The organism is Celeribacter sp. (assembly GCF_048266405.1).
Classification (GTDB): domain Bacteria; phylum Pseudomonadota; class Alphaproteobacteria; order Rhodobacterales; family Rhodobacteraceae; genus Celeribacter.
Genome location: NZ_JBLWZO010000006.1, coordinates 102,950 through 121,042, shown reverse-complemented (window position 1 = coordinate 121,042; position 18,093 = coordinate 102,950). Strand labels below are relative to the sequence as shown.

Genomic DNA, 18,093 nt, shown 5'->3' with positions numbered 1-18,093 from the left:
TTCGCGTGTCAAGCTCCACTGGTTACATTGTTACAAATCAACCCCGTGACACGACTCGATTTCTATGATGCAATTGTCATACAGCTTTTACAAAAGAGCTGCTTTTACAGAGAGAGGAGACACAATGAGTTTGAGTTCCCACCTGGAAGAATTGAAGCGAAAACACCAATCCCTGTCTGAAGCCGTTGAAGCGGCACAACGCGCCCCAAGCGCAGATGAGCTACGAATTACCGACCTGAAAAAACAAAAACTGCGGCTAAAGGAGGAGATTTCGCGTCTCTCCACGACCTAAACTCGTTTAGGCGTCTCGCATACTATTCGGAATGGCGGCTCGCGTAAGCTGCCATTCCGGCGCCACAGGTGATCAATATCGCCGATAGAACCAGTGTTGCGCGGGGCTCTGCGATGCCCGCGATGATTAGCGCAAAGGTGGACAACAACGGGGCCGCATAAGAGGCGGTGCCTAGGAGTTGGATGTTTCCGCGTTTCACCCCGATATCCCAGACATAGAAGGCCGCGCCGACAGGCCCGACGCCGAGTGCGATCATGCTTGCCCATCCGTGTGATGTGGAGGGCCAAACGGTTTGCTCAAGGGCCAGATGGGCGATCAAGGAGAGCGCAGCGGTGGCAAGGCAGTAGACTGTGACGACCATGCTCGAAACTGATCCGAAGCGCCGCGACAGAACCGAATAGCTCGTCCATGTCAGCGCGCACCCCGCAGCCAAGAGATAGCCCAGGCCGTTCGCACCCGAAAAGGCGGCCCCCTGGGCGACGATCAAGGCCGCCCCGACAAAGGAAACCGCCGCGCCGATCAGATGCAGCGGGCGCAGGCGTTCACCGGGAAGAAGTCCGGAAAACAGCACGATTAACAATGGCCAAAGGTATGCGATGAGGCCCGCTTCAGCGGGGGGAGCGGCGCGCAGGGCGGAAAAGTAGAGAAAGTGGTAGCCGAACAGACCGACGGTGCCGAACAGGTAGATCGACAGCGGCACGCTGCGCAATTCGCCCCACCGCTTACTCACCGTGGTCCAGATCACGCCAATCGTGCCGCCGATGGCAAAGCAGACGGCGTTGAGTTGCAGCGGCGGAACCTCGCGGGCACCAACTGTAAACAGGGCCAATAGCGCCCAAAGCAGGACGGCGACAAATCCGATGAATGTAGCGGTTGATTTTGACATGGGGGCATTAAGCCTGATTGCACGCGGCGTGCAATACTGTGCGCCAATATTAAAGGGCCGCCTCGAAAGGCGACCCGATTATGTGAGGTTTTGTCGCTGTTTAGACGAAGAACTGCGCACCGTTTGCGGAGATCGTGGAGCCGTTGATAAAGCCCGCATCGTCGGAGGCGAGGAAGGCCACGCAGCGAGCGATTTCTTCGGGTTCTCCCAAGCGTCCCGCAGGAATCTGACCGATAATGGATTCGCGGACTTTTTCAGGTACCGCCATGACCATTTCGGTTGCGATGTAGCCGGGGCAAATTGCGTTGGCGGTGATGCCTGCACGTGCGCCCTCTTGGGCCAGTGATTTCACAATGCCCAAATCGCCCGCTTTGGTCGCGGCGTAGTTCACTTGCGCAAACTGGCCTTTTTGACCGTTGATTGAGGAGATCACGATTACGCGGCCAAACTTGCGTTCGCGCATTCCGGGCCAGACGGGGTGGACGGTGTTGAACACGCCTGTGAGGTTGGTGTCGATCACCTCTTGCCATTGTTGGGGGGTCATCTTGTGGAAAGGTGCATCGCGGGTGATCCCTGCGTTGGCCACAACGATGTCGATTGGGCCAAGGTCGGCTTCGACCTGTTCGATGCCTGCTTTGGACGCCTCATAATCGGCGACGTTCCATTTGTAGGTTTTGATGCCTGTCTCAGCGGTGAATGCGGACGCGGCCTCGTCGTTGCCTGCGTAGGATGCGGCGACCGTGTAGCCTTTGTCCTTTAGCTCTTTAGCAATTGCTGCGCCAATGCCGCGCGACCCACCTGTTACGAGTGCAACTCTAGACATGATAACTCCTCCATATCACATTTCGCTTGGTAATGTTGTTATCTAAATTTATACTGCATCGCAACAAAATTACCTAGCTGATGCAGAAAAATATTGCACTTGCAGCATAGAAAATAGCCTGTTCCGACTTGTAGGGGGGCATGAATCCTCCCCATGTTCTACTCCATGACAAGGTGTTCGTCGCGATTAGGCAAGACCTATTTTGTAAAACTATTGTTTTGGGCATTCGCACAAAAAAAGGGCGCCCCATGGCGCCCCTTCGTTTAGCGATGTCGCGGAGATCAGTCGCGCTCTACGCAGACGGCGACGCCCATGCCTCCGCCGATACATAGGGTGGCGAGGCCCTTCTTGGCATCGCGGCGGATCATTTCGAACAGCAGGGTGTTGAGGATACGCGCGCCAGAGGCCCCGATCGGGTGGCCGATGGCGATGGCGCCACCGTTAACATTAACCACGGCGGGATCCCAATCCATGTCCTTGTTCACGGCACAGGCCTGTGCAGCGAAGGCTTCGTTGGCTTCCACGAGGTCGAGGTCGGAGGCCTTCCATCCCGCTTTTTCCAGCGCCTTTTTCGAGGCGTTGATCGGGCCGACGCCCATGATGGAGGGGTCGATACCCGCCGTGGCGTAGGACGCGATGCGGGCCATGGGTTGAATGCCGCGCTTGGCCGCGTTTTCGGCGGACATCAACAAGACACCCGCGGCGCCATCGTTGAGCCCAGAGGCGTTGCCTGCGGTGACGGTGCCTTCGCGATCAAAGGCAGGGCGCAGTTTTTGCATGCTTTCGAGCGTTGCGCCGTGACGGATGTATTCATCTTTGTCGACGACGGTTTCGGAGCGGCGGGTTTTGACGGTGAAGGGAATCACTTCGTCGTCGAACTTGCCTGCGAGCTGTGCTGCTTCGGCTTTGTTTTGAGAGGCCAAAGCAAAAGCATCCTGCATGTCGCGGGTGATACCCCATTGTTTGGCCACGTTTTCTGCTGTGGTGCCCATGTGGTAGCCGTTGAACGCATCCCACAACCCGTCTTTGATCATGCTGTCGATCATTTTCATGTCGCCCATTTTGTGACCTGCACGCAGGTGGGCAACATGGGGGGATAGGGACATATTTTCCTGGCCGCCTGCACAAACGATTTCGGCGTCGCCGAGCATGATGTGTTGTGCGCCAAGCGCGACAGTGCGCAGACCGGAGCCACACACTTGGTTGATGCTCCATGCAGAGGATTCAATCGGTAGGCCCGCGTTGACATGTGCTTGGCGTGCGGGGTTTTGACCCTGACCTGCGGTCAGAACCTGACCGAGAATTGTTTCGCTCACCTCGCCCTTTTCGATGCCGGCGCGGGCGACAAGCGCCTCAAGTACGGCGGCACCGAGGTCATGTGCGGGGGTGTTGGCGAAGGCTCCCGTAAAACTTCCGACTGCGGTTCGTGCTGCAGATGCGATAACGACATTGGTCATGGTAGCATTCTCTCCCAAATGATGTTTGGGGAGATTGCCCATTGGGCGCAGTATTTGCAACAATGTTGCGCCTCCCCTTGATTGAAAGGTGTATGCTGCGACTGCAGCATAATCAACCTTTACGAAAGGCTGAGGACCATCTGTTAGCGCAAAACCCGTGTTTTAACTGTATTTCGAGAGGTTATACGGCCATTTTCCGCGTGGCTTGACGCACCCAGGGTGGGTCAATTGTCGCCGCTCCAAAGTAGTGACCTTGCATGCAGTCGATTCCCGCACTGACGAGATAGGCGGCATCTTCTTGGGTTTCCACAAACTCAGCGACGGTAAACATATCGAAATGCTGAGCCAGAGAAATCAACGAGGCCGTTATAACCTGATTGTCGGGACTCTGCGCTATCCCGCGGATGAATGAAGAATCGATTTTGATCATATCGAAGTAAAAATCACGCAGATAACGGAATGAAGTATAGCCCGCGCCGAAATCGTCCAAGGCAAACGAGATGCCACGGTCCTGTTGTTGTTGCATAAAGACAGTTACGAGATCGGGCATGACGATTGCGGAGGCTTCGGTAATCTCAAGAATGAGCCGCTCACCAACGGTAGGATCGCGTTCTACGCCCCGTTTGAGCGTCTCCATCCATCTTGGGTAGCCGATAGAACGCGCGGACATGTTGATGGACAGGCGCAGATCCGGATTTTCAGACAGGGTTTCAAGGCCGAACTCAAGAGCGAGACTGTCGAGAATGCGCCCCATCTCCGATGTTTCCGCCGTGTGGATGAATTCACGCGCGGGGATAACGCGTCCGCTATCGTCGAGTACTCGGATCAGTCCCTCCCAAAAGGCGGGCGTGTCGGGGCGTGCGGATTGAACGATGGGTTGGAATGCCAGGAGCACCTGCTTTTTACGGATCGCATCGCTGACCATCTGCAATGTGTTTTTGTCACGCTCGGCGACGGCGGCAGACAGGGGAGAATCCAAGTCGCTGTGCATAAGAGATTCGAACATCTAACGCGGCCCTTCTTGATTAACCGGTTGGTGTCTTTGTGTTGCGACCACAATGCAGCCAAGAAAGATAACAGCGGGTAAAATGCTTGATTTGACGTTGGTTTGTGTAAAAGTTTTAACGCACTGGTTTTATGTGAATATTTTGGTTTGAGCGGCGAAAGCAGAGAAGTTTAAGAAAATCCTACAGGAAAATCGGATCGTGGCTGGCGCGCGGGCTGACTTTAACCAAATCGAAAGCTCGAAGTGATTGTTTATGCGTGTCGAAAACCAGAAAGTACGCCATGAACATTCAAGCCCCCGCGCCCGACTTCGCACTAAAGACCGAGGAAGCGCCTTTCGATATTTCCGAACTCTTCTTTTCGCGCACCGATGAGCGCGGCGTGATTGAGGCGGGCAATGCCGTGTTTCAACGTGTGTCTGGTTATGAGTGGAGCGCGTTGATCGGGGCCCCGCATAAGGTTGTGCGCCATAGCGATATGCCCAAGGGGCTGTTTCATATTTTGTGGGCGCGTCTCAAGGCGGGGTTGCCAACAGGCGCCTACATCAAAAACAGGGCTGCGGACGGGCGCTATTATTGGGTATATGCCATCGTCACCCCGATTGAGGGTGGCTATGTTTCGGTACGACTCAAGCCGACGTCCCCCGTATTGCAAACCGTTTTCGAAGAATATGCGGAGGCCGTTCGGGCGGAAGCCGAGGAGGGGCTGTCCGCAGAGCAAAGCGCCGCGCGTATGTGTGAGCGTGTCGGCGGTTTGGGATTTGCGACCTACGATGCCTTTAGTTCTTATGCGATTGCCAATGAGATATTGTCGCGTGATCGGGCTCTGGGTCGTGAAGAAGATCAACGGATTAAGAGCCTGAAACTCTTGCTTCCCGCCTTGAAGGAAATCGAAAGCGAACAGAAAAAACTGTTCCATGCGTTTGAAGCTATTCGCGGTATTCCGTCGAACATGAGGATCGTGGCCTCGCGTCTTGAGCCCGCTGGTGGCCCGATTTCGGCGATTTCGCAAAACTACCGATTGATGTCGAATGAAGTTACCGAGCAACTCAGCGCGTTTTCCGCTGACGACGGATCGCGCAATCTATCGGATACTATTCTTGAGCGGGTCTACCGCGCTATGTTCATTGTCGCTGCGGCGCGCGTCCAACGCGAAGTGGGGGAGAATGCGCACAAGGCGATTCAAACAGGTGATGAACGCGATGGATTTGAATATGAATCCGAGGTTTTGGAGACGATCTTGGAGGACTATATGAGTCAATCGACAGAGACACTCGCCTCCGTTTACCAGGATATCGCGCGTTTGATGCAATCGTCCAAGGACCTGAAGCAACTGGTGACGGGGCTCGATTCTATCCGTGTTTTGTGCCGCGTTGAGGCGGGGCGCTTGGGGTCAAACTCGGTGGCGCTGACGCCGGTTATTGATCAATTGGACCGTTTCCATGTCGACATTGACAGAACACTGGAAAGAATTGTGGAGCATGCCGCCGAAGTGAAGCGCTTGGTCGAAAAGGCGATGCCACGCTCGGTCAGCCGCACGATGTATGCTGTGCATGGGAACATGACCAGCCGCGGACAACGCGCGAACGGGTTAACGTAGAAGGGTTCCCTCTCGAGTTAGTTGTCGCCTGCGTCCGCGTTTGAGAGCAGGGCCGCGACAATATCGCGTGCGGATTGTGAATGCCATTCGGCATCGCCCGTGAGGCGTGCGAGTTCGTGCCCCTCCGCATCCAGGATCAGCGTGACAGGAAGGCCCAACACACTCATATCCCGTGCCAATTTGCTTTTCGCATCCAGTGCGTAGTCGATGTGTTCGATGCCTGCCTCGGCAAAGAAACGTTCAATGGCGGGCAGCGGATTATGCCCTGTCGCGATGGGGGTCACTGTTAATCCTGCGTCTGAAAATTCGGCGGCGAGCGCGTCGAGGGCGGGCATTTCCTTGCGACAGGGGGCGCACCATGTGGCCCAGAAATTCACCACTTTCACATCGCCGTCGATCTCGGCGAGCGTCAGTTCCGTGCCATCTTGCAATGTGAATGGCACGTCGGAGGTCTCTTTGGGTGCTGCGTGAACCACGAGTTTCTTCATGCTATCGGTGCGCAGGGCCTCGATGTCGCTCATGTCAGATGCCTGCGCAGCAATTGCAGAGAGGCTCAGGGCCGTATAAAGGGTGGCGACAAGAGAAGTTTTCAACATGTGGGGCAGGTCCATGAGTGACAAAAAATCCAATGCGATGTGGGGCGGACGGTTTGCGGACGGTCCCGACGCCATCATGGAAGCGATCAATGCGTCTATCGATTACGACAAACGCCTCGCGTCTCAGGACATCGCAGGGTCACGCGCACATGCCGCCATGCTCGCCGAACAAGGCATCATTGACGCTAACGATGCGGAGCGTATTCGGGAAGGCCTTCTCACGGTATTGTCAGAAATCGAAGCGGGAAAATTCGAATTTTCCACAGCGCTTGAAGACATTCACATGAATGTTGAGGCGCGTCTCAAAGAGATTATCGGCGAGGCAGCAGGGCGTTTGCACACGGCTCGGTCGCGCAATGACCAAGTGGCCACGGATTTCAAACTCTGGACGCGCGACCAAATGGACGCGGCCATCTCAGGAATTGATGCGCTTATCCGCGCGCTGCTCGCACAGGCTGAAGCGGGTGCGGATTGGGTGATGCCCGGCTTTACGCACCTGCAAACCGCGCAGCCCGTCACATGGGGCCACCACATGATGGCCTATGTCGAAATGCTTGGCCGTGATTTGTCTCGGTTCAAGGACGCCCGCGCACGGATGAATGAAAATCCTCTCGGCTCGGCGGCTCTTGCGGGCACAGGCTTCCCGATTGATCGTCATATGACCGCTGAGGCGCTCGGTTTTGATCGTCCAACGGCCAATTCGCTCGATGCGGTTGCGGACCGCGATTTTGCGCTCGAGTTCTTGTCCTGCGCGTCGATCACCGCCATGCACATGAGCCGTTTTGCCGAAGAGTTGGTGATTTGGTCCTCGGCACAGTTCAAGTTTGTGACGCTCTCGGATCGCTTCTCCACCGGTTCGTCCATTATGCCGCAAAAGAAAAACCCCGACGCCGCTGAACTGATCCGCGCCAAAATTGGTCGGATTTTCGGGGCCAATGTTGCGCTGATGATGGTGATGAAGGGTCTGCCGCTCGCCTATTCCAAGGACATGCAGGAAGACAAAGAACAGGTGTTCGATGCCGCCGATAACCTCATGCTGGCTCTCGCCGCAATGACGGGTATGGTCTCTGACATGACTGCCAATGTTGATAATTTGCGTGCTGCCGCGGCAAGTGGATTTTCGACGGCGACCGATCTGGCCGACTGGCTCGTGCGCGAGGCGGGTATGCCATTCCGCGAGGCGCACCACGTCACGGGCGCATTGGTGGCAATGGCCGAGAAAAAGGGCTGTGATCTGCCTGATCTCTCCCTCGACGATATGAAATCCGTTCACGAAGCGATTACCGAAGACGTGTTCAACGTCTTAACGGTTGAAAATTCGGTCGCCTCGCGCACAAGCTACGGTGGCACGGCCCCTCAACAGGTGCGCGTGCAGATCGCGCGTTGGAAAGAGGTGCTTAAATGATCCGTATTGCAACTGCTTTGGGAATTGTTGTTTTACTTGCGGCCTGTGGGGCGAACGGTCCTCCGACCAAACCCGTCGTGTCGGGCAAGCAGACCATAGGTGTGAATTCGAACACGGGTGTGTATACCAACACGCAAATCGGGATCACCTTTCCTGCCAATTGACCCGCCGACCACGCGGGGACCTGATATCAAGGGCCGCCATTTATGGACCACTTTCTCTACCGCGACGGCATGTTGCACGCCGAAGATGTGCCGGTAAGCGATATCGTCGCCGCTGTTGGTACGCCGTTTTACGTCTATTCGACGGCCACATTGACCCGCCACTTTACGCTCTTCGATGAGGCGTTAGAGGGCATGGATCACCTTGTTTGTTTCGCAATGAAGTCGAACGCAAACCTCGCGGTGCTCAAGCTCATGGGTGAGCTTGGCGCGGGCATTGATGTGGTGTCGATGGGCGAATACCTCAAGGCGAAAGCCGCAGGCGTCCCCGGAGATCGGATCGTGTTTTCGGGCGTGGGCAAGACCCGCGAGGAGATGCGCGTGGCGCTTGAAGGTGGCATCCGACAGTTCAACGTGGAGAGCGAGCCTGAGTTGGAGGCGCTCAATGAGGTCGCCATATCGTTGGGCGTCAAAGCCCCGATTGCGCTGCGTGTGAACCCCAATGTCGATGCGAAAACCCACGCGAAAATTGCCACTGGCAAAAGCGAAAACAAGTTCGGCATCCCGATTGCCACCTGTCGCGATGTCTATGCCCGTGCGGGCAAAATGGACGGGATTGATGTGGTCGGGATTGATGTGCATATCGGCTCGCAACTGACTCAACTTGAGCCGTTTGAGCTTGCCTTTGCCAAGGTGGCCGAGTTGACCGAAGCCCTGCGCAGTGATGGCCACAACATTCGTCGTCTCGACCTTGGCGGTGGTTTGGGAATTCCTTATGAGCGCTCTAACGAGGCTCCGCCCTTGCCCGTTGAGTATGGCAACGTGATCCGCAACACCGTGGGTCATTTGGGCTGCGAGATCGAAATTGAACCTGGTCGGCTGATTTCGGGGAATGCGGGGATTCTCGTCTCGTCGGTGATCTATCTCAAGCACGGTGAAGGGCGTGATTTCCTTATCGTGGATGCGGCCATGAACGATCTTGTCCGCCCGTCGATGTATGACGCGCATCATGACATTATTCCCGTCCTTGAACCACAAGCCGCCACAGAGCAGTCGCCTGTGGATATCGTCGGCCCCGTTTGTGAGACGGGCGATACCTTTGCCAAGGCGCGCAACATGCCGCGGCTCGGCGAGGGCGATCTCGTAGCGTTTCGTTCTGCGGGGGCATATGGCGCGGTGATGGCGTCGGAATACAATTCGCGCCCGCTTATTCCCGAAGTTCTTGTGCATGGCGATCAATTCGCTGTCATTCGGCCCCGTCCGACCTATGACGAGATGATAAATCGCGATAGCATTCCTGAGTGGCTTTGATCCTGCGCCCTCTTCGGTGCGCGGCGCATGCCCCGAACGGATGAGTGAATGGACTATAAAACCCACCTGCCAAAAGGGCCCGCCACGCGGGTGAAACGCGCCATTCGCGCGACCTACGCTGGTGTGCTGTTTGAACATCTGTCCGCGGCGTTCTGGCCGTTCTTTTCTGTTCTTGTCTCGCTTGTTGGTTTGGCTCTGCTGGGGGTGCATGAGGTTATTCCAAGCGGGTTGCGTGTGTTCCTGTTTATGGGCGCCGCCGCTTTCCTCGTGGTCACACTGGGTCATGGCGTGTGGCGTTTTCGGTGGCCAGCCAAGGGCGAGGCCGTGGCTCGTGTCGATGCCACGCTCAAAGGCCGTCCGCTTCAGGCGTTGAGCGACACCCCGTTGTCTGGTGCCGCCGATCCCGCGTCACAAGCCATTTGGGCCGCGCATTTGGACCGTATGGCCGCGCGAGCCGCCGCCGCCCGTGCCGTCGCGCCGCCGCCCGACTTGCCGCGCCACGATCCCTTTGGGCTGCGCCTCATGGCGTTGACCGTTTTGGGCATGGGGCTTTTGTTTGGCTCGCTTGATCAGGCAAAGACCGTTGCCATTGGCAGAGGGGCGGATCAGATCGCGATGGGGCCTGTGTGGGAAGGCTGGGTCAAGCCGCCTGCGTTTACGGGCAAGCCGACTCTTTATCTGGCGGATTTGAATGATGCCTTTGAGGCACCCAAGGGCTCCGAAGTGACGGTGCGTCTGTACGGGGATGGCGATAGCGATGCGTTGAGCCTGCGCGAAACCGTGTCAGGTTCGGGCGAAAGCGAGGCAACAGATTTCAGCGTTGTGCAGTCTGGCGATATCGAGATTGACGGGCCGACAGGACGACTATGGTCTGTCGCACTTGTGCCCGATGCGCCGCCCGTGGCCGAACTTGTGGACGCGATGACCCGTGCGGCCAGTGGCGAGACGCGGCAAGGGTTTCGCCTGAGCGATGATTTCGGTGTTGCTCGAGCGGTTATGGTGTTCGAGCGCGATATTGATGCGGTGACGCGGCACTACGGGTTTGTTGTTGATCCTGAGCCTCGCGCCGATCTGGCTGTTGAGGTGACGCTGCCGCAGACAGGGGACCGCACCGAGATTGAGGGCGTGTTTGCCGAGAACTTTTCACAGCACCCGTTCGCAGGGCTGCCCGTTATGGTTTCTTTGCGGGCCTATGATCAAACGGGACAGGTAAGCGAAGACGCTATCGGTGAGGGCGTTTTGCCATCGCGGCGGTTTTTTGATCCCTTGGCGGCGGCGTTGATTGATGTGCGGCGCGAGCTGTTGTGGAATCGCGCGAATGCTTCTCGCGCGGCACAGGTGTTGCGAGCCGTGTCGTTTCAGCCCGAAGACCTGATCGACGATGACGCCATTACGCAGCGGTTGCGCGATGTGATTGCCAAGTTGGAAGGGCGCGGTGATCCGATGTCCGATGCCTTGGTCGATGAGATCGCCACGGACCTCTGGGAGATTGCCAACTTGTTGGAAGATGGCCAGTTGAGCGAGGCGTTGGAGCGGTTGCGGCGTGCCCAAGAACGGTTGCAACAGGCGATGCGCGACGGGGCCTCTGACGAGGAAATCGCGCGCTTGATGCAGGAATTGCGAGAGGCGACCCAAGACTACATTCAGCAGTTGGCCGAGCAGCAAGGAGAGGACGAAAGCGAGCAGCCGCAGGGCGAGACACAACAGATGTCCGCCGATCAGTTGCAGCAATTGATGGACCGTATCCAAGAGTTGATGGAGCAGGGCCGCATGGCCGAGGCGCAGCAGATGATGGATATGCTCAATCAGTTGTTGGAGAATATGCGCGTCACCCAAGACCCCAATGGGCAGGGTGGCGAAGGCAATCCGTCGATGCAGGGCATGCAGGATATGCTGCGCGAACAACAAGACCTGAACGACGATACCTTCTCTGATCTGCAAGAGCAGCAGGATCAACGCGAACAGGGTGAGGGGCAAGCGCAGGCGGACCAAGGCGAAAACCAAGAGGGTCAAGACGGCGAAGGCGCAGATCAAAACGGTGCCCAAGGTCAAGCGCAAAATGAGCAAGGTGAAGACGGTGCAGCGGATATGGGTGATCTGTCAGACCGTCAACGGGCGTTGCGGCGCGAATTGGAGCGCCAGCTTGGCAATGTCCCAAGTGGCGAAAATGCCGAAGGGATCGGCGAGGCGCTTGAGGATGCAGGGCGCGCAATGGATGACGCCGAACAGGCGCTGCGTGAGAATGATTTGGCCGGAGCGCTCGACAGTCAGGCCGAAGCTTTGGAAGCGCTGCGCGAAGGCATGCGCCAGTTGGGTGATCAACTTGCGCAAGGACAACCACAAGAGCAAGAGGGCCAACAGGGTCAAGCGGGCGGTGCCGATGGCGCTGAGGAGCGCCGCGATCCGTTAGGCCGCACACCGGGGAATACGGGACGGTTCGGATCGGACGAGGAAATGGCCGAGGGTGAGGATGTCTATCGTCGCGCCGAAGAGTTGCTCGACGAAATTCGCCGTCGCTCAGCCGAACAAAACCGTCCCGAAGAGGAACGCGATTACCTCAACAGGCTGTTGGATCGGTTTTGACTGTTAGCCGTTGAGTTGGCTCAAGAGCGTGTTCAGCCGTGTACTTAAGGCCGACATGCCACCATCAAGCCACGTACGGAACACGTTGGCGGCCTCGACGTAGCTCTCCATAATTGGGGCGGTGGCGGGCACAGCATTGGCGATGGTCGGTGCGAGGATGTAAAGCACAATCAAGAGCAAGACGATAACGATGAGCGCCACAAATATGGTGCGCGAGGTGCCGCGACGAACTCGGGTGCGCCGTGTTTGCTCGTCTGGAACAGTGCCGTCTGCATCGCGTTCCGACGAAGCGCTCAGGGTCGAATTGATTTCTTCGATGTCGGGAAGCAGATCGCGTCGCTTGCCCTGTGCGCCCAATATCCCCGCAGCCAAAGCAGGGTCCGCGGGATCAAGGCCACGAAGGCGGGCCATTTTCTCACGCATTGCCTGATCGGTGGCCACTTCGGCCTCTTCAAGGCCTAGGTTGGGTTGAACTTCCAGCTGGTCGCTCGATGATGGCGGTGCGCTGAATTCTTGTTCTTCGCGAAGCAATTCTTTGATCGAATCGTCTATGGACGGGAGCTTGCGACCCTCTGGAACTGGTGCGTCCCCCTCATCCTCTTCGTCATCGTCCTCATCTACGGAGACTGGCGCATCGAGGTCGTCGTCGCTGTCGTCGTAGGTGTATTCCTGTGACGGGTCTGGGCTGTCATCTGCGACCGTGCCCTCGTCATGGAAGGCAATATCCTCTGTTTCAGAGGGGTGTTCAGGGGAGACTTCGTTGGGTTCGATGTCGTGGAACTGATCTTCATCCGTTTCGAAATCGGGCTTGGGTGGCTGTTCGGATATGGGATCGCTCCCATGCTCTGCCTCGCCATCAGGCGCTATTTCGTAGCCCATCTCTTCGGCAAGATCGGCATCTCGATGCTTAGGCCCTTGGAACCACGTATTACCGCAGTTCGAGCATTGAACGTCTCTCCCGCTCTCGGGAATAACTTTATCGTCGACCTCATATTGAGCGTCGCAGTTCGGGCAAACTAGCCGCATTACTGACCCCATCCACAGTTCTACCGTGGTATATCTTGACTATTTTCCCAAAATGTTAACGGCTGAAGTTGAATTGTCCATGTTTTTGCGACAGTTGCATTGAAACACACCTCACTGTGAGGCAAAACTGTCGCGAAAGAGCGACAGGGGTTCCCAAGTGATCGAGTTTAATGACGCGGCTTACGGATACGGTGGGCAAGAGCTGCTCACGCAAATGAACGTTTCACTGGCTCCAGGATCGTTCCACTTTCTGACGGGTCCATCGGGGGCGGGGAAAACCACGTTTCTCAAGCTTTGTTACCATGAATTGCAGGCGACGGCGGGTCGTGTGTCGATTTTGGGTAAGGACAGTCGTGCGCTGGAACGCGATGATGTGGCGATGTTGAGGCGCAAGATCGGTGTTGTTCACCAAGACTGTCAGTTTCTCGATCATCTCAGCGTTTGGGAGAACATCTCTCTCCCCTTAACTGTTTCGGGGCGTCCAATTGTCGAGAGCGACTTGGCGGATCTTATGGCTTGGGTCGGCTTGAGTGACCATGTCAATGCCTTGCCGCCCGAGATGTCGGGAGGGGAGCGCCAACGCGCCGCGCTTGCACGGGCGATCATTATGTCGCCCGATGTCATCATTGCGGATGAACCGACTGGCAACGTGGATTGGGACATGTCGCTGCGGCTTTTACAGCTGTTGGTGGAATTGAACCGCATGGGGAAAACCGTGGTCATTGCCACTCACGACATGCATTTGATCCGTCAGGCGAAATCACAGGTCAACGCGCGTGTCTTGCGAATCGCGGATCGTCGTATTCATCAAGCGGGAGCGGATCTATGAGAAGTATTCTCCTGCCGTTTTTGACGTTCGAAGAGAGTAAACATGCTCGTGTTGTGCCGTCGTCGGGCTTTACTGCGCAGTTGTCACTGCTGACCTCGGGGGCGATGGCGTTTCTGGCGGTGTTTGCAATGGCGCTTTCCTTTGCTACGGGGCGTTTGGCGGATCAGTGGGGCAGTGAATTGGCGCGGGCGTCAACGGTGCGTATTTCTGCGCCCGAAGACCAGATCGAGGCACAGACGCAAGCGGCGCTTGATGTGTTGCTCACGACGCCAGGGGTTGCCTCGGCGCAGGCGCTGTCGGACGAGGATGAGCGTGCTTTGTTGGAGCCATGGTTCGGGCCGTCTTTGCCCGTGGATACTCTGCCTTTGCCCGTGCTGATTGAGGTGCAAGAAACGGCCGAAGGCTATGACGCCGAAGGGTTGCGCTTGCGTCTTGCGGGCGAAGCCCCGGGGGCTGTGCTTGACGATCATACCCGTTGGCGCGTGCCTTTGGTAAAGGCTGCGGAGCGATTGCGGGCGCTTGGGTTATTGTCGTTGGTTTTGATCACGGGGGTGACGGCGGGGATGATTACGCTTGCCGCCAATGCCGCTCTGGCCGCGAATGGACAGGTGATCCGTGTGTTGCGCCTTGTGGGGTCAACGGACCGCTATATCGCGCGGGCATTCGTGCGCCGCTTTACATTGCGCGGGTTTACGGGCGCTGTGGTTGGCACGTTTTTCGGTATGATTGCGATAGCGCTCTTGCCGGATGCGCAGGTTGAGGGCGGATTTTTAACGGGGCTCGGTTTTCGCGGGGCACAGTGGCTTTGGCCTGCTATCATTCCTGTTCTTGCTGCCGTAGTCGCCTATATCGCGACTCGTGTAGCCGCCACGCAAGCCCTGCGGAGATTGATGTAATGCCTTACCCGATCCAGTGGATTCTCTCGCTGATTTTTATTGTGCAGATGTATCTGTCGATGTTTGTCATGGCGATATTCTGGACGCCTTTGGTGATGATCAAGCGGGACAATGTGTTCAACGCGATTCATTCCTATTGCAAATGGGTACGGTTCTCGGCGCGATATATCGTTGGGCTGAAATCGGAAATCCGCGGCGAAGTGCCTACGGGAGAGGTGATTATCGCGTCCAAGCATCAGAGTTTCTTCGACATTATTCTGATCGTTTCTGTCGCGCCTCGACCGAAGTTCATTATGAAAAAACAGATCCTGTGGACGCCGATTGTTGGTTGGTATGCAAGGCGAATGGGTTGTGTCGCTGTGGATCGTGGCAAGCGCGGTGTGGCGATCAAGAAGATGGTTGCAGATGTGAAATCCGGTGCCACCGATCCGGGGCAGTTGATCATTTTTCCACAAGGCACGCGTGTCGCGGCAGGGGCGCATTTGCCATATAAAATCGGTACGGGTGTACTCTACGAACAGACAGGTCAGGCCTGCGTTCCAGCGGGAACCAACGTCGGTGTGTTCTGGCCGCGCCACGGGATTTATCGCGGTCGCGGAACCGCCGTTGTGGAGTTTCTTCCCGAGATCGAGACGGGGCTAGACATGAAAACCTTTATGGCGCGGTTGGAGCATGATGTTGAAACGTCATCCAATGCACTCATGGCTGAGGCGGGATTTGTGGCCGCTAAAGACTGACAGTGTTCCAACCTCACGCAAAAGGGCGCCCGTTTGTACGTGGCGCCCTTTGTTATGTTTGAGTGTTGGGTCTCGCGTCGTTATGCCGCCAACCCTTTGGACCCGATGTCGAGGAATTTCTTGCGCCGATCTGCGATGAGCGCGTCAGGGCTCATTTTCGACAGTGGTGTCAGCATGGATTGGATGGCTTTGCCGACGGCGGCGATGGTTGTTTGAGCATCGCGCTGTGCGCCGCCCATTGGTTCGGGAATGATCTGGTCTATCACGCCGAGCTTATAGAGATCTTGCGCTGTCAGGCGCAGTGCTTCGGCGGCTTCGCGCATCTTTTCGGCGTCCTTCCATAGGATCGACGCACAGCCTTCGGGTGAGATGACCGAATAGACGGAGTGATCAAGCATGGCGACTTTGTTGGCCGACGCGAACGCAACTGCGCCGCCTGATCCGCCTTCGCCGATGATCACGGAAATCATAGGCACACCAAGTTGCAGCGACTTTTCGGTGGCGCGCGCGATGGCTTCGGATTGACCGCGCTCCTCGGCCCCTTTGCCGGGATAGGCGCCGGGGGTGTCGACAAGGGCGATCACGGGCAGACCGAATTTGTTAGCCAATTCCATGAGGCGGATGGCTTTGCGGTAGCCCTCAGGGCGTGCCATGCCGAAGTTACGCTCAATGCGGGATTTCGTATCGTTGCCTTTTTCCTGGCCGATCACAACGACGGGTTGGTCATTGAAGCGCGCAAGGCCGCCCATGACGGCGTGGTCGTCGGCAAAGTTACGGTCGCCTGCGAGCGGTGTGTATTCGGTGAACAGCGCCTCAATATAGTCCTTGCAGTGGGGGCGGTCGGGGTGGCGGGCCACCTGACATTTGCGCCACGGCGTTAGGTTTTTGTAGAGGTCGACCAACATGTCAGCCGCTTTCTTGTCCAAAGCAGCGGCTTCTTTCTCGACGTCCATCTCTTCGTTGGCACGGGCCAGAGCCCGTAGCTCCTCCGCTTTGCCTTCAATTTCCGCGAGGGGTTTTTCAAACTCGAGATATTGCGTCATTCTAGAACTCCAAACCGATGGTTGTAGTCGTATATGGCGACTTTAGCGGCTGTGTGCAACTCGGCAAGATTTACGAATTCTTTTCAGGCCCGTTTGCGGCGTGAACTGGCAAGGTTGCGAAGCAAATGACAAACGCCGCGGGGTGGGCCTCCCGCGGCGTTCGCTTCGACAAGCGGGCTCCTCCACCCGCTTGGAAGTGGCGTTAGCTATTCGCGATCAATTCCGATTGCGCGACGATGACTTCGGCTTGTTTGATGGAGGCAATATCGACCAAGCGTCCTTTGTAGACGGTTGCGCCTTCGCCATTGGCTTTGGCTGTTTCCATCGCGGCGAGGATTTCGCGGGCCTCCGCAACAGCTTCCTCGGAGGGAGTGAATACCTCATTGGCCAAGGCGATTTGTTTGGGGTGGATCGCCCATTTCCCGACCATGCCAAGTGTAGCAGAGCGGCGCGCTTGGGCGCGGTAGCCCTCGTCGTCGGAGAAGTCCCCGAAGGGGCCGTCGACAGGTAGGATGCCGTGGGTGCGACAGGCCGCAACGATGGCGGTTTGTGCCCAATGCCACGGATCGGAATAATGGCGGGTGTCGCCGTGCAGCATGTAGTAGTTTTCCTGTGTGCCGCCGATGCCCGTGGTTTGCATCCCCATGGAGGCTGCGAAATCGGCAGCGCCGAGGCTCATGGCCTCAAGGCGTGGGGAGCTTGCGGCGATCTCTTCGACATGGGCGAGCCCCGCCGCGGATTCGATAATGACTTCAAAAGCGACCTTTTTCGTCCGCCCCTTGGCGCGTTCAATTGCGGTGACAAGCGCATCGACGGCATAGACATCCTCGGCACACCCAACTTTGGGGATCATGATCTGATCGAGGCGTTCGCCCGCTTGCTCCAAAAGGTCCACCACATCGCGATACCAGTACGGGGTGTCGAGGGAGTTGATCCGCACGGCCAGCGTCTTGGTACCCCAATCAATGGTATTGATCGCTTCGATGATATTGGCTCGAGCTACGTCTTTGTCGGAGGGCGCCACAGAATCTTCGAGGTCGAGGTTGATCACATCTGCGTCCGAGGCCGCCATTTTTGGGAACAGTTTTGTGTTCGAGCCAGGTCCAAACAGTTGGCAGCGATTTGGACGGGCGGGAGGCGTTGGTTGAAGGCGGAAGGACATGCGAAAGAATTCCTTTAGCAATGATGTTTCTTAACTGTCGCCTTGTTTGGTATTATCTTGCGTTGCTATATGCAAGGGATTTCTGCGCTGCGGCGATGTGCGTATGGCGAGTTTCGAACTTTTGCGAGGTCGGATGCGGCGTGCAAAAAAATCCCACTATTTCCCTTTTATGGGGAGATTCTCCCGAAGTAGCGTTTTGAAATGATGTAAACGCAAGCACATTCCAACATCTCCGCGCCATATTGGGCGAAACGCATAGGTCACAGTCGCTGACATGACCGC

General features: G+C 56.7%; 17 protein-coding genes. 9 read left to right on the top strand and 8 right to left on the bottom strand.

What is annotated here, in order from left to right; all coding sequences use genetic code 11:
• Nucleotides 1-124 precede the first annotated feature (124 nt).
• The gene (locus ACN0TS_RS12725; RefSeq protein ID WP_417259734.1) at nt 125-292 is read left to right on the top strand and encodes a YdcH family protein; all 168 of its coding nucleotides are present in this window, start codon (nt 125-127) and stop codon (nt 290-292) included.
• Nucleotides 293-314: 22 nt separating this feature from the next.
• Here ACN0TS_RS12725 and ACN0TS_RS12720 read toward each other — a convergent pair whose 3' ends face one another.
• The 4 genes from ACN0TS_RS12720 to ACN0TS_RS12705 all read right to left on the bottom strand — a co-directional run bounded on the left by ACN0TS_RS12720 (nt 315) and on the right by ACN0TS_RS12705 (nt 4,464).
• The gene (locus ACN0TS_RS12720) at nt 315-1,178 is read right to left on the bottom strand and encodes a DMT family transporter (RefSeq protein WP_417259733.1); all 864 of its coding nucleotides are present in this window, start codon (nt 1,176-1,178) and stop codon (nt 315-317) included.
• A 100-nt stretch (nt 1,179-1,278) separates the two neighbouring features.
• Nucleotides 1,279-2,001 carry an acetoacetyl-CoA reductase gene (phbB, locus tag ACN0TS_RS12715; RefSeq protein ID WP_417259732.1) on the bottom strand — a complete coding sequence of 241 codons (723 nt, stop codon included), beginning with the start codon at nt 1,999-2,001 and terminating at the stop codon, nt 1,279-1,281.
• Between the two features lie 281 nt (nt 2,002-2,282).
• On the bottom strand, nt 2,283-3,458 hold the full coding sequence (locus ACN0TS_RS12710) for an acetyl-CoA C-acetyltransferase (RefSeq protein WP_417259731.1): 1,176 nt from the start codon (nt 3,456-3,458) through the stop codon (nt 2,283-2,285).
• A 181-nt stretch (nt 3,459-3,639) separates the two neighbouring features.
• Nucleotides 3,640-4,464, bottom strand: coding sequence for an EAL domain-containing protein (locus tag ACN0TS_RS12705; protein WP_417259730.1), 825 nt, complete (start codon nt 4,462-4,464; stop codon nt 3,640-3,642).
• A gap of 281 nt (nt 4,465-4,745) precedes the next feature.
• On the opposite strand from ACN0TS_RS12705, the gene ACN0TS_RS12700 reads away from it, so the two are divergent.
• Nucleotides 4,746-6,062: a PAS domain-containing protein gene (locus tag ACN0TS_RS12700; RefSeq protein ID WP_417259729.1), complete on the top strand. Its 1,317-nt coding sequence runs from the start codon at nt 4,746-4,748 to the stop codon at nt 6,060-6,062.
• Nucleotides 6,063-6,079: 17 nt separating this feature from the next.
• Here ACN0TS_RS12700 and ACN0TS_RS12695 read toward each other — a convergent pair whose 3' ends face one another.
• The gene (locus ACN0TS_RS12695) at nt 6,080-6,658 is read right to left on the bottom strand and encodes a TlpA family protein disulfide reductase (RefSeq protein ID WP_417259728.1); all 579 of its coding nucleotides are present in this window, start codon (nt 6,656-6,658) and stop codon (nt 6,080-6,082) included.
• Between the two features lie 13 nt (nt 6,659-6,671).
• Here ACN0TS_RS12695 and argH point away from each other — a divergent pair, with 13 nt between their 5' ends.
• From argH to ACN0TS_RS12675, 4 genes are read left to right on the top strand one after another with little or no spacing between them, the layout of a single operon-like run.
• Nucleotides 6,672-8,063 (top strand): argininosuccinate lyase, encoded by a 1,392-nt coding sequence (gene argH, locus ACN0TS_RS12690; RefSeq protein ID WP_417259727.1) that lies wholly within the window; start codon nt 6,672-6,674, stop codon nt 8,061-8,063.
• A complete protein-coding gene (locus ACN0TS_RS12685; protein WP_417259726.1) occupies nt 8,060-8,227 on the top strand; it encodes a hypothetical protein in 168 nt (55 codons plus the stop codon). The genes argH and ACN0TS_RS12685 overlap by 4 nt, the downstream gene beginning before the upstream one ends.
• 42 nt (nt 8,228-8,269) lie before the next feature.
• Nucleotides 8,270-9,535 (top strand): diaminopimelate decarboxylase, encoded by a 1,266-nt coding sequence (gene lysA / locus ACN0TS_RS12680; protein ID WP_417259725.1) that lies wholly within the window; start codon nt 8,270-8,272, stop codon nt 9,533-9,535.
• A 48-nt stretch (nt 9,536-9,583) separates the two neighbouring features.
• Nucleotides 9,584-12,118 (top strand): DUF4175 domain-containing protein, encoded by a 2,535-nt coding sequence (locus ACN0TS_RS12675; protein WP_417259724.1) that lies wholly within the window; start codon nt 9,584-9,586, stop codon nt 12,116-12,118.
• Between the two features lie 3 nt (nt 12,119-12,121).
• On the opposite strand, the gene ACN0TS_RS12670 is transcribed toward ACN0TS_RS12675, so the two are convergent.
• Entirely contained in the window at nt 12,122-13,144 is a 1,023-nt protein-coding gene (locus ACN0TS_RS12670) for a zinc-ribbon domain-containing protein (RefSeq protein WP_417259723.1), read from the bottom strand.
• 157 nt (nt 13,145-13,301) lie between these two features.
• Between ACN0TS_RS12670 and ACN0TS_RS12665 the strand changes: the two genes are divergently transcribed.
• The 3 genes from ACN0TS_RS12665 to ACN0TS_RS12655 are packed head-to-tail and all read left to right on the top strand — an operon-like array spanning nt 13,302 to nt 15,606.
• Nucleotides 13,302-13,973, top strand: a complete 672-nt coding sequence (locus tag ACN0TS_RS12665) for a cell division ATP-binding protein FtsE (protein WP_417259722.1) — start codon at nt 13,302-13,304, stop codon at nt 13,971-13,973.
• Nucleotides 13,970-14,869: a cell division protein FtsX gene (locus tag ACN0TS_RS12660; RefSeq protein ID WP_417259721.1), complete on the top strand. Its 900-nt coding sequence runs from the start codon at nt 13,970-13,972 to the stop codon at nt 14,867-14,869. Before ACN0TS_RS12665 ends, ACN0TS_RS12660 begins: the two co-directional genes overlap by 4 nt.
• The gene (locus ACN0TS_RS12655; protein ID WP_417259720.1) at nt 14,869-15,606 is read left to right on the top strand and encodes a lysophospholipid acyltransferase family protein; all 738 of its coding nucleotides are present in this window, start codon (nt 14,869-14,871) and stop codon (nt 15,604-15,606) included. The genes ACN0TS_RS12660 and ACN0TS_RS12655 overlap by 1 nt, the downstream gene beginning before the upstream one ends.
• Nucleotides 15,607-15,686: 80 nt before the next feature.
• On the opposite strand, the gene ACN0TS_RS12650 is transcribed toward ACN0TS_RS12655, so the two are convergent.
• Together ACN0TS_RS12650 and ACN0TS_RS12645 are read right to left on the bottom strand one after the other, a co-directional pair.
• Nucleotides 15,687-16,649, bottom strand: a complete 963-nt coding sequence (locus ACN0TS_RS12650) for an acetyl-CoA carboxylase carboxyltransferase subunit alpha (RefSeq protein WP_417259719.1) — start codon at nt 16,647-16,649, stop codon at nt 15,687-15,689.
• Nucleotides 16,650-16,851: 202 nt separating this feature from the next.
• The gene (locus ACN0TS_RS12645) at nt 16,852-17,811 is read right to left on the bottom strand and encodes an L-malyl-CoA/beta-methylmalyl-CoA lyase (protein WP_417259718.1); all 960 of its coding nucleotides are present in this window, start codon (nt 17,809-17,811) and stop codon (nt 16,852-16,854) included.
• Nucleotides 17,812-18,093 lie beyond the last annotated feature (282 nt).

Excerpts from the sequence above, each read along its gene's own strand:
- ACN0TS_RS12725 (WP_417259734.1), top strand. The coding sequence starts at position 125 with ATGAGTTTGAGTTCCCACCTGGAAGAATTGAAGCGAAAACACCAATCC.
- ACN0TS_RS12720 (WP_417259733.1), bottom strand. The coding sequence starts at position 1,178 with ATGTCAAAATCAACCGCTACATTCATCGGATTTGTCGCCGTCCTGCTT.
- phbB (WP_417259732.1), bottom strand. The coding sequence starts at position 2,001 with ATGTCTAGAGTTGCACTCGTAACAGGTGGGTCGCGCGGCATTGGCGCA.
- ACN0TS_RS12710 (WP_417259731.1), bottom strand. The coding sequence starts at position 3,458 with ATGACCAATGTCGTTATCGCATCTGCAGCACGAACCGCAGTCGGAAGT.
- ACN0TS_RS12705 (WP_417259730.1), bottom strand. The coding sequence starts at position 4,464 with ATGTTCGAATCTCTTATGCACAGCGACTTGGATTCTCCCCTGTCTGCC.
- ACN0TS_RS12700 (WP_417259729.1), top strand. The coding sequence starts at position 4,746 with ATGAACATTCAAGCCCCCGCGCCCGACTTCGCACTAAAGACCGAGGAA.
- ACN0TS_RS12695 (WP_417259728.1), bottom strand. The coding sequence starts at position 6,658 with ATGTTGAAAACTTCTCTTGTCGCCACCCTTTATACGGCCCTGAGCCTC.
- argH (WP_417259727.1), top strand. The coding sequence starts at position 6,672 with ATGAGTGACAAAAAATCCAATGCGATGTGGGGCGGACGGTTTGCGGAC.
- ACN0TS_RS12685 (WP_417259726.1), top strand. The coding sequence starts at position 8,060 with ATGATCCGTATTGCAACTGCTTTGGGAATTGTTGTTTTACTTGCGGCC.
- lysA (WP_417259725.1), top strand. The coding sequence starts at position 8,270 with ATGGACCACTTTCTCTACCGCGACGGCATGTTGCACGCCGAAGATGTG.
- ACN0TS_RS12675 (WP_417259724.1), top strand. The coding sequence starts at position 9,584 with ATGGACTATAAAACCCACCTGCCAAAAGGGCCCGCCACGCGGGTGAAA.
- ACN0TS_RS12670 (WP_417259723.1), bottom strand. The coding sequence starts at position 13,144 with ATGCGGCTAGTTTGCCCGAACTGCGACGCTCAATATGAGGTCGACGAT.
- ACN0TS_RS12660 (WP_417259721.1), top strand. The coding sequence starts at position 13,970 with ATGAGAAGTATTCTCCTGCCGTTTTTGACGTTCGAAGAGAGTAAACAT.
- ACN0TS_RS12655 (WP_417259720.1), top strand. The coding sequence starts at position 14,869 with ATGCCTTACCCGATCCAGTGGATTCTCTCGCTGATTTTTATTGTGCAG.
- ACN0TS_RS12650 (WP_417259719.1), bottom strand. The coding sequence starts at position 16,649 with ATGACGCAATATCTCGAGTTTGAAAAACCCCTCGCGGAAATTGAAGGC.
- ACN0TS_RS12645 (WP_417259718.1), bottom strand. The coding sequence starts at position 17,811 with ATGTCCTTCCGCCTTCAACCAACGCCTCCCGCCCGTCCAAATCGCTGC.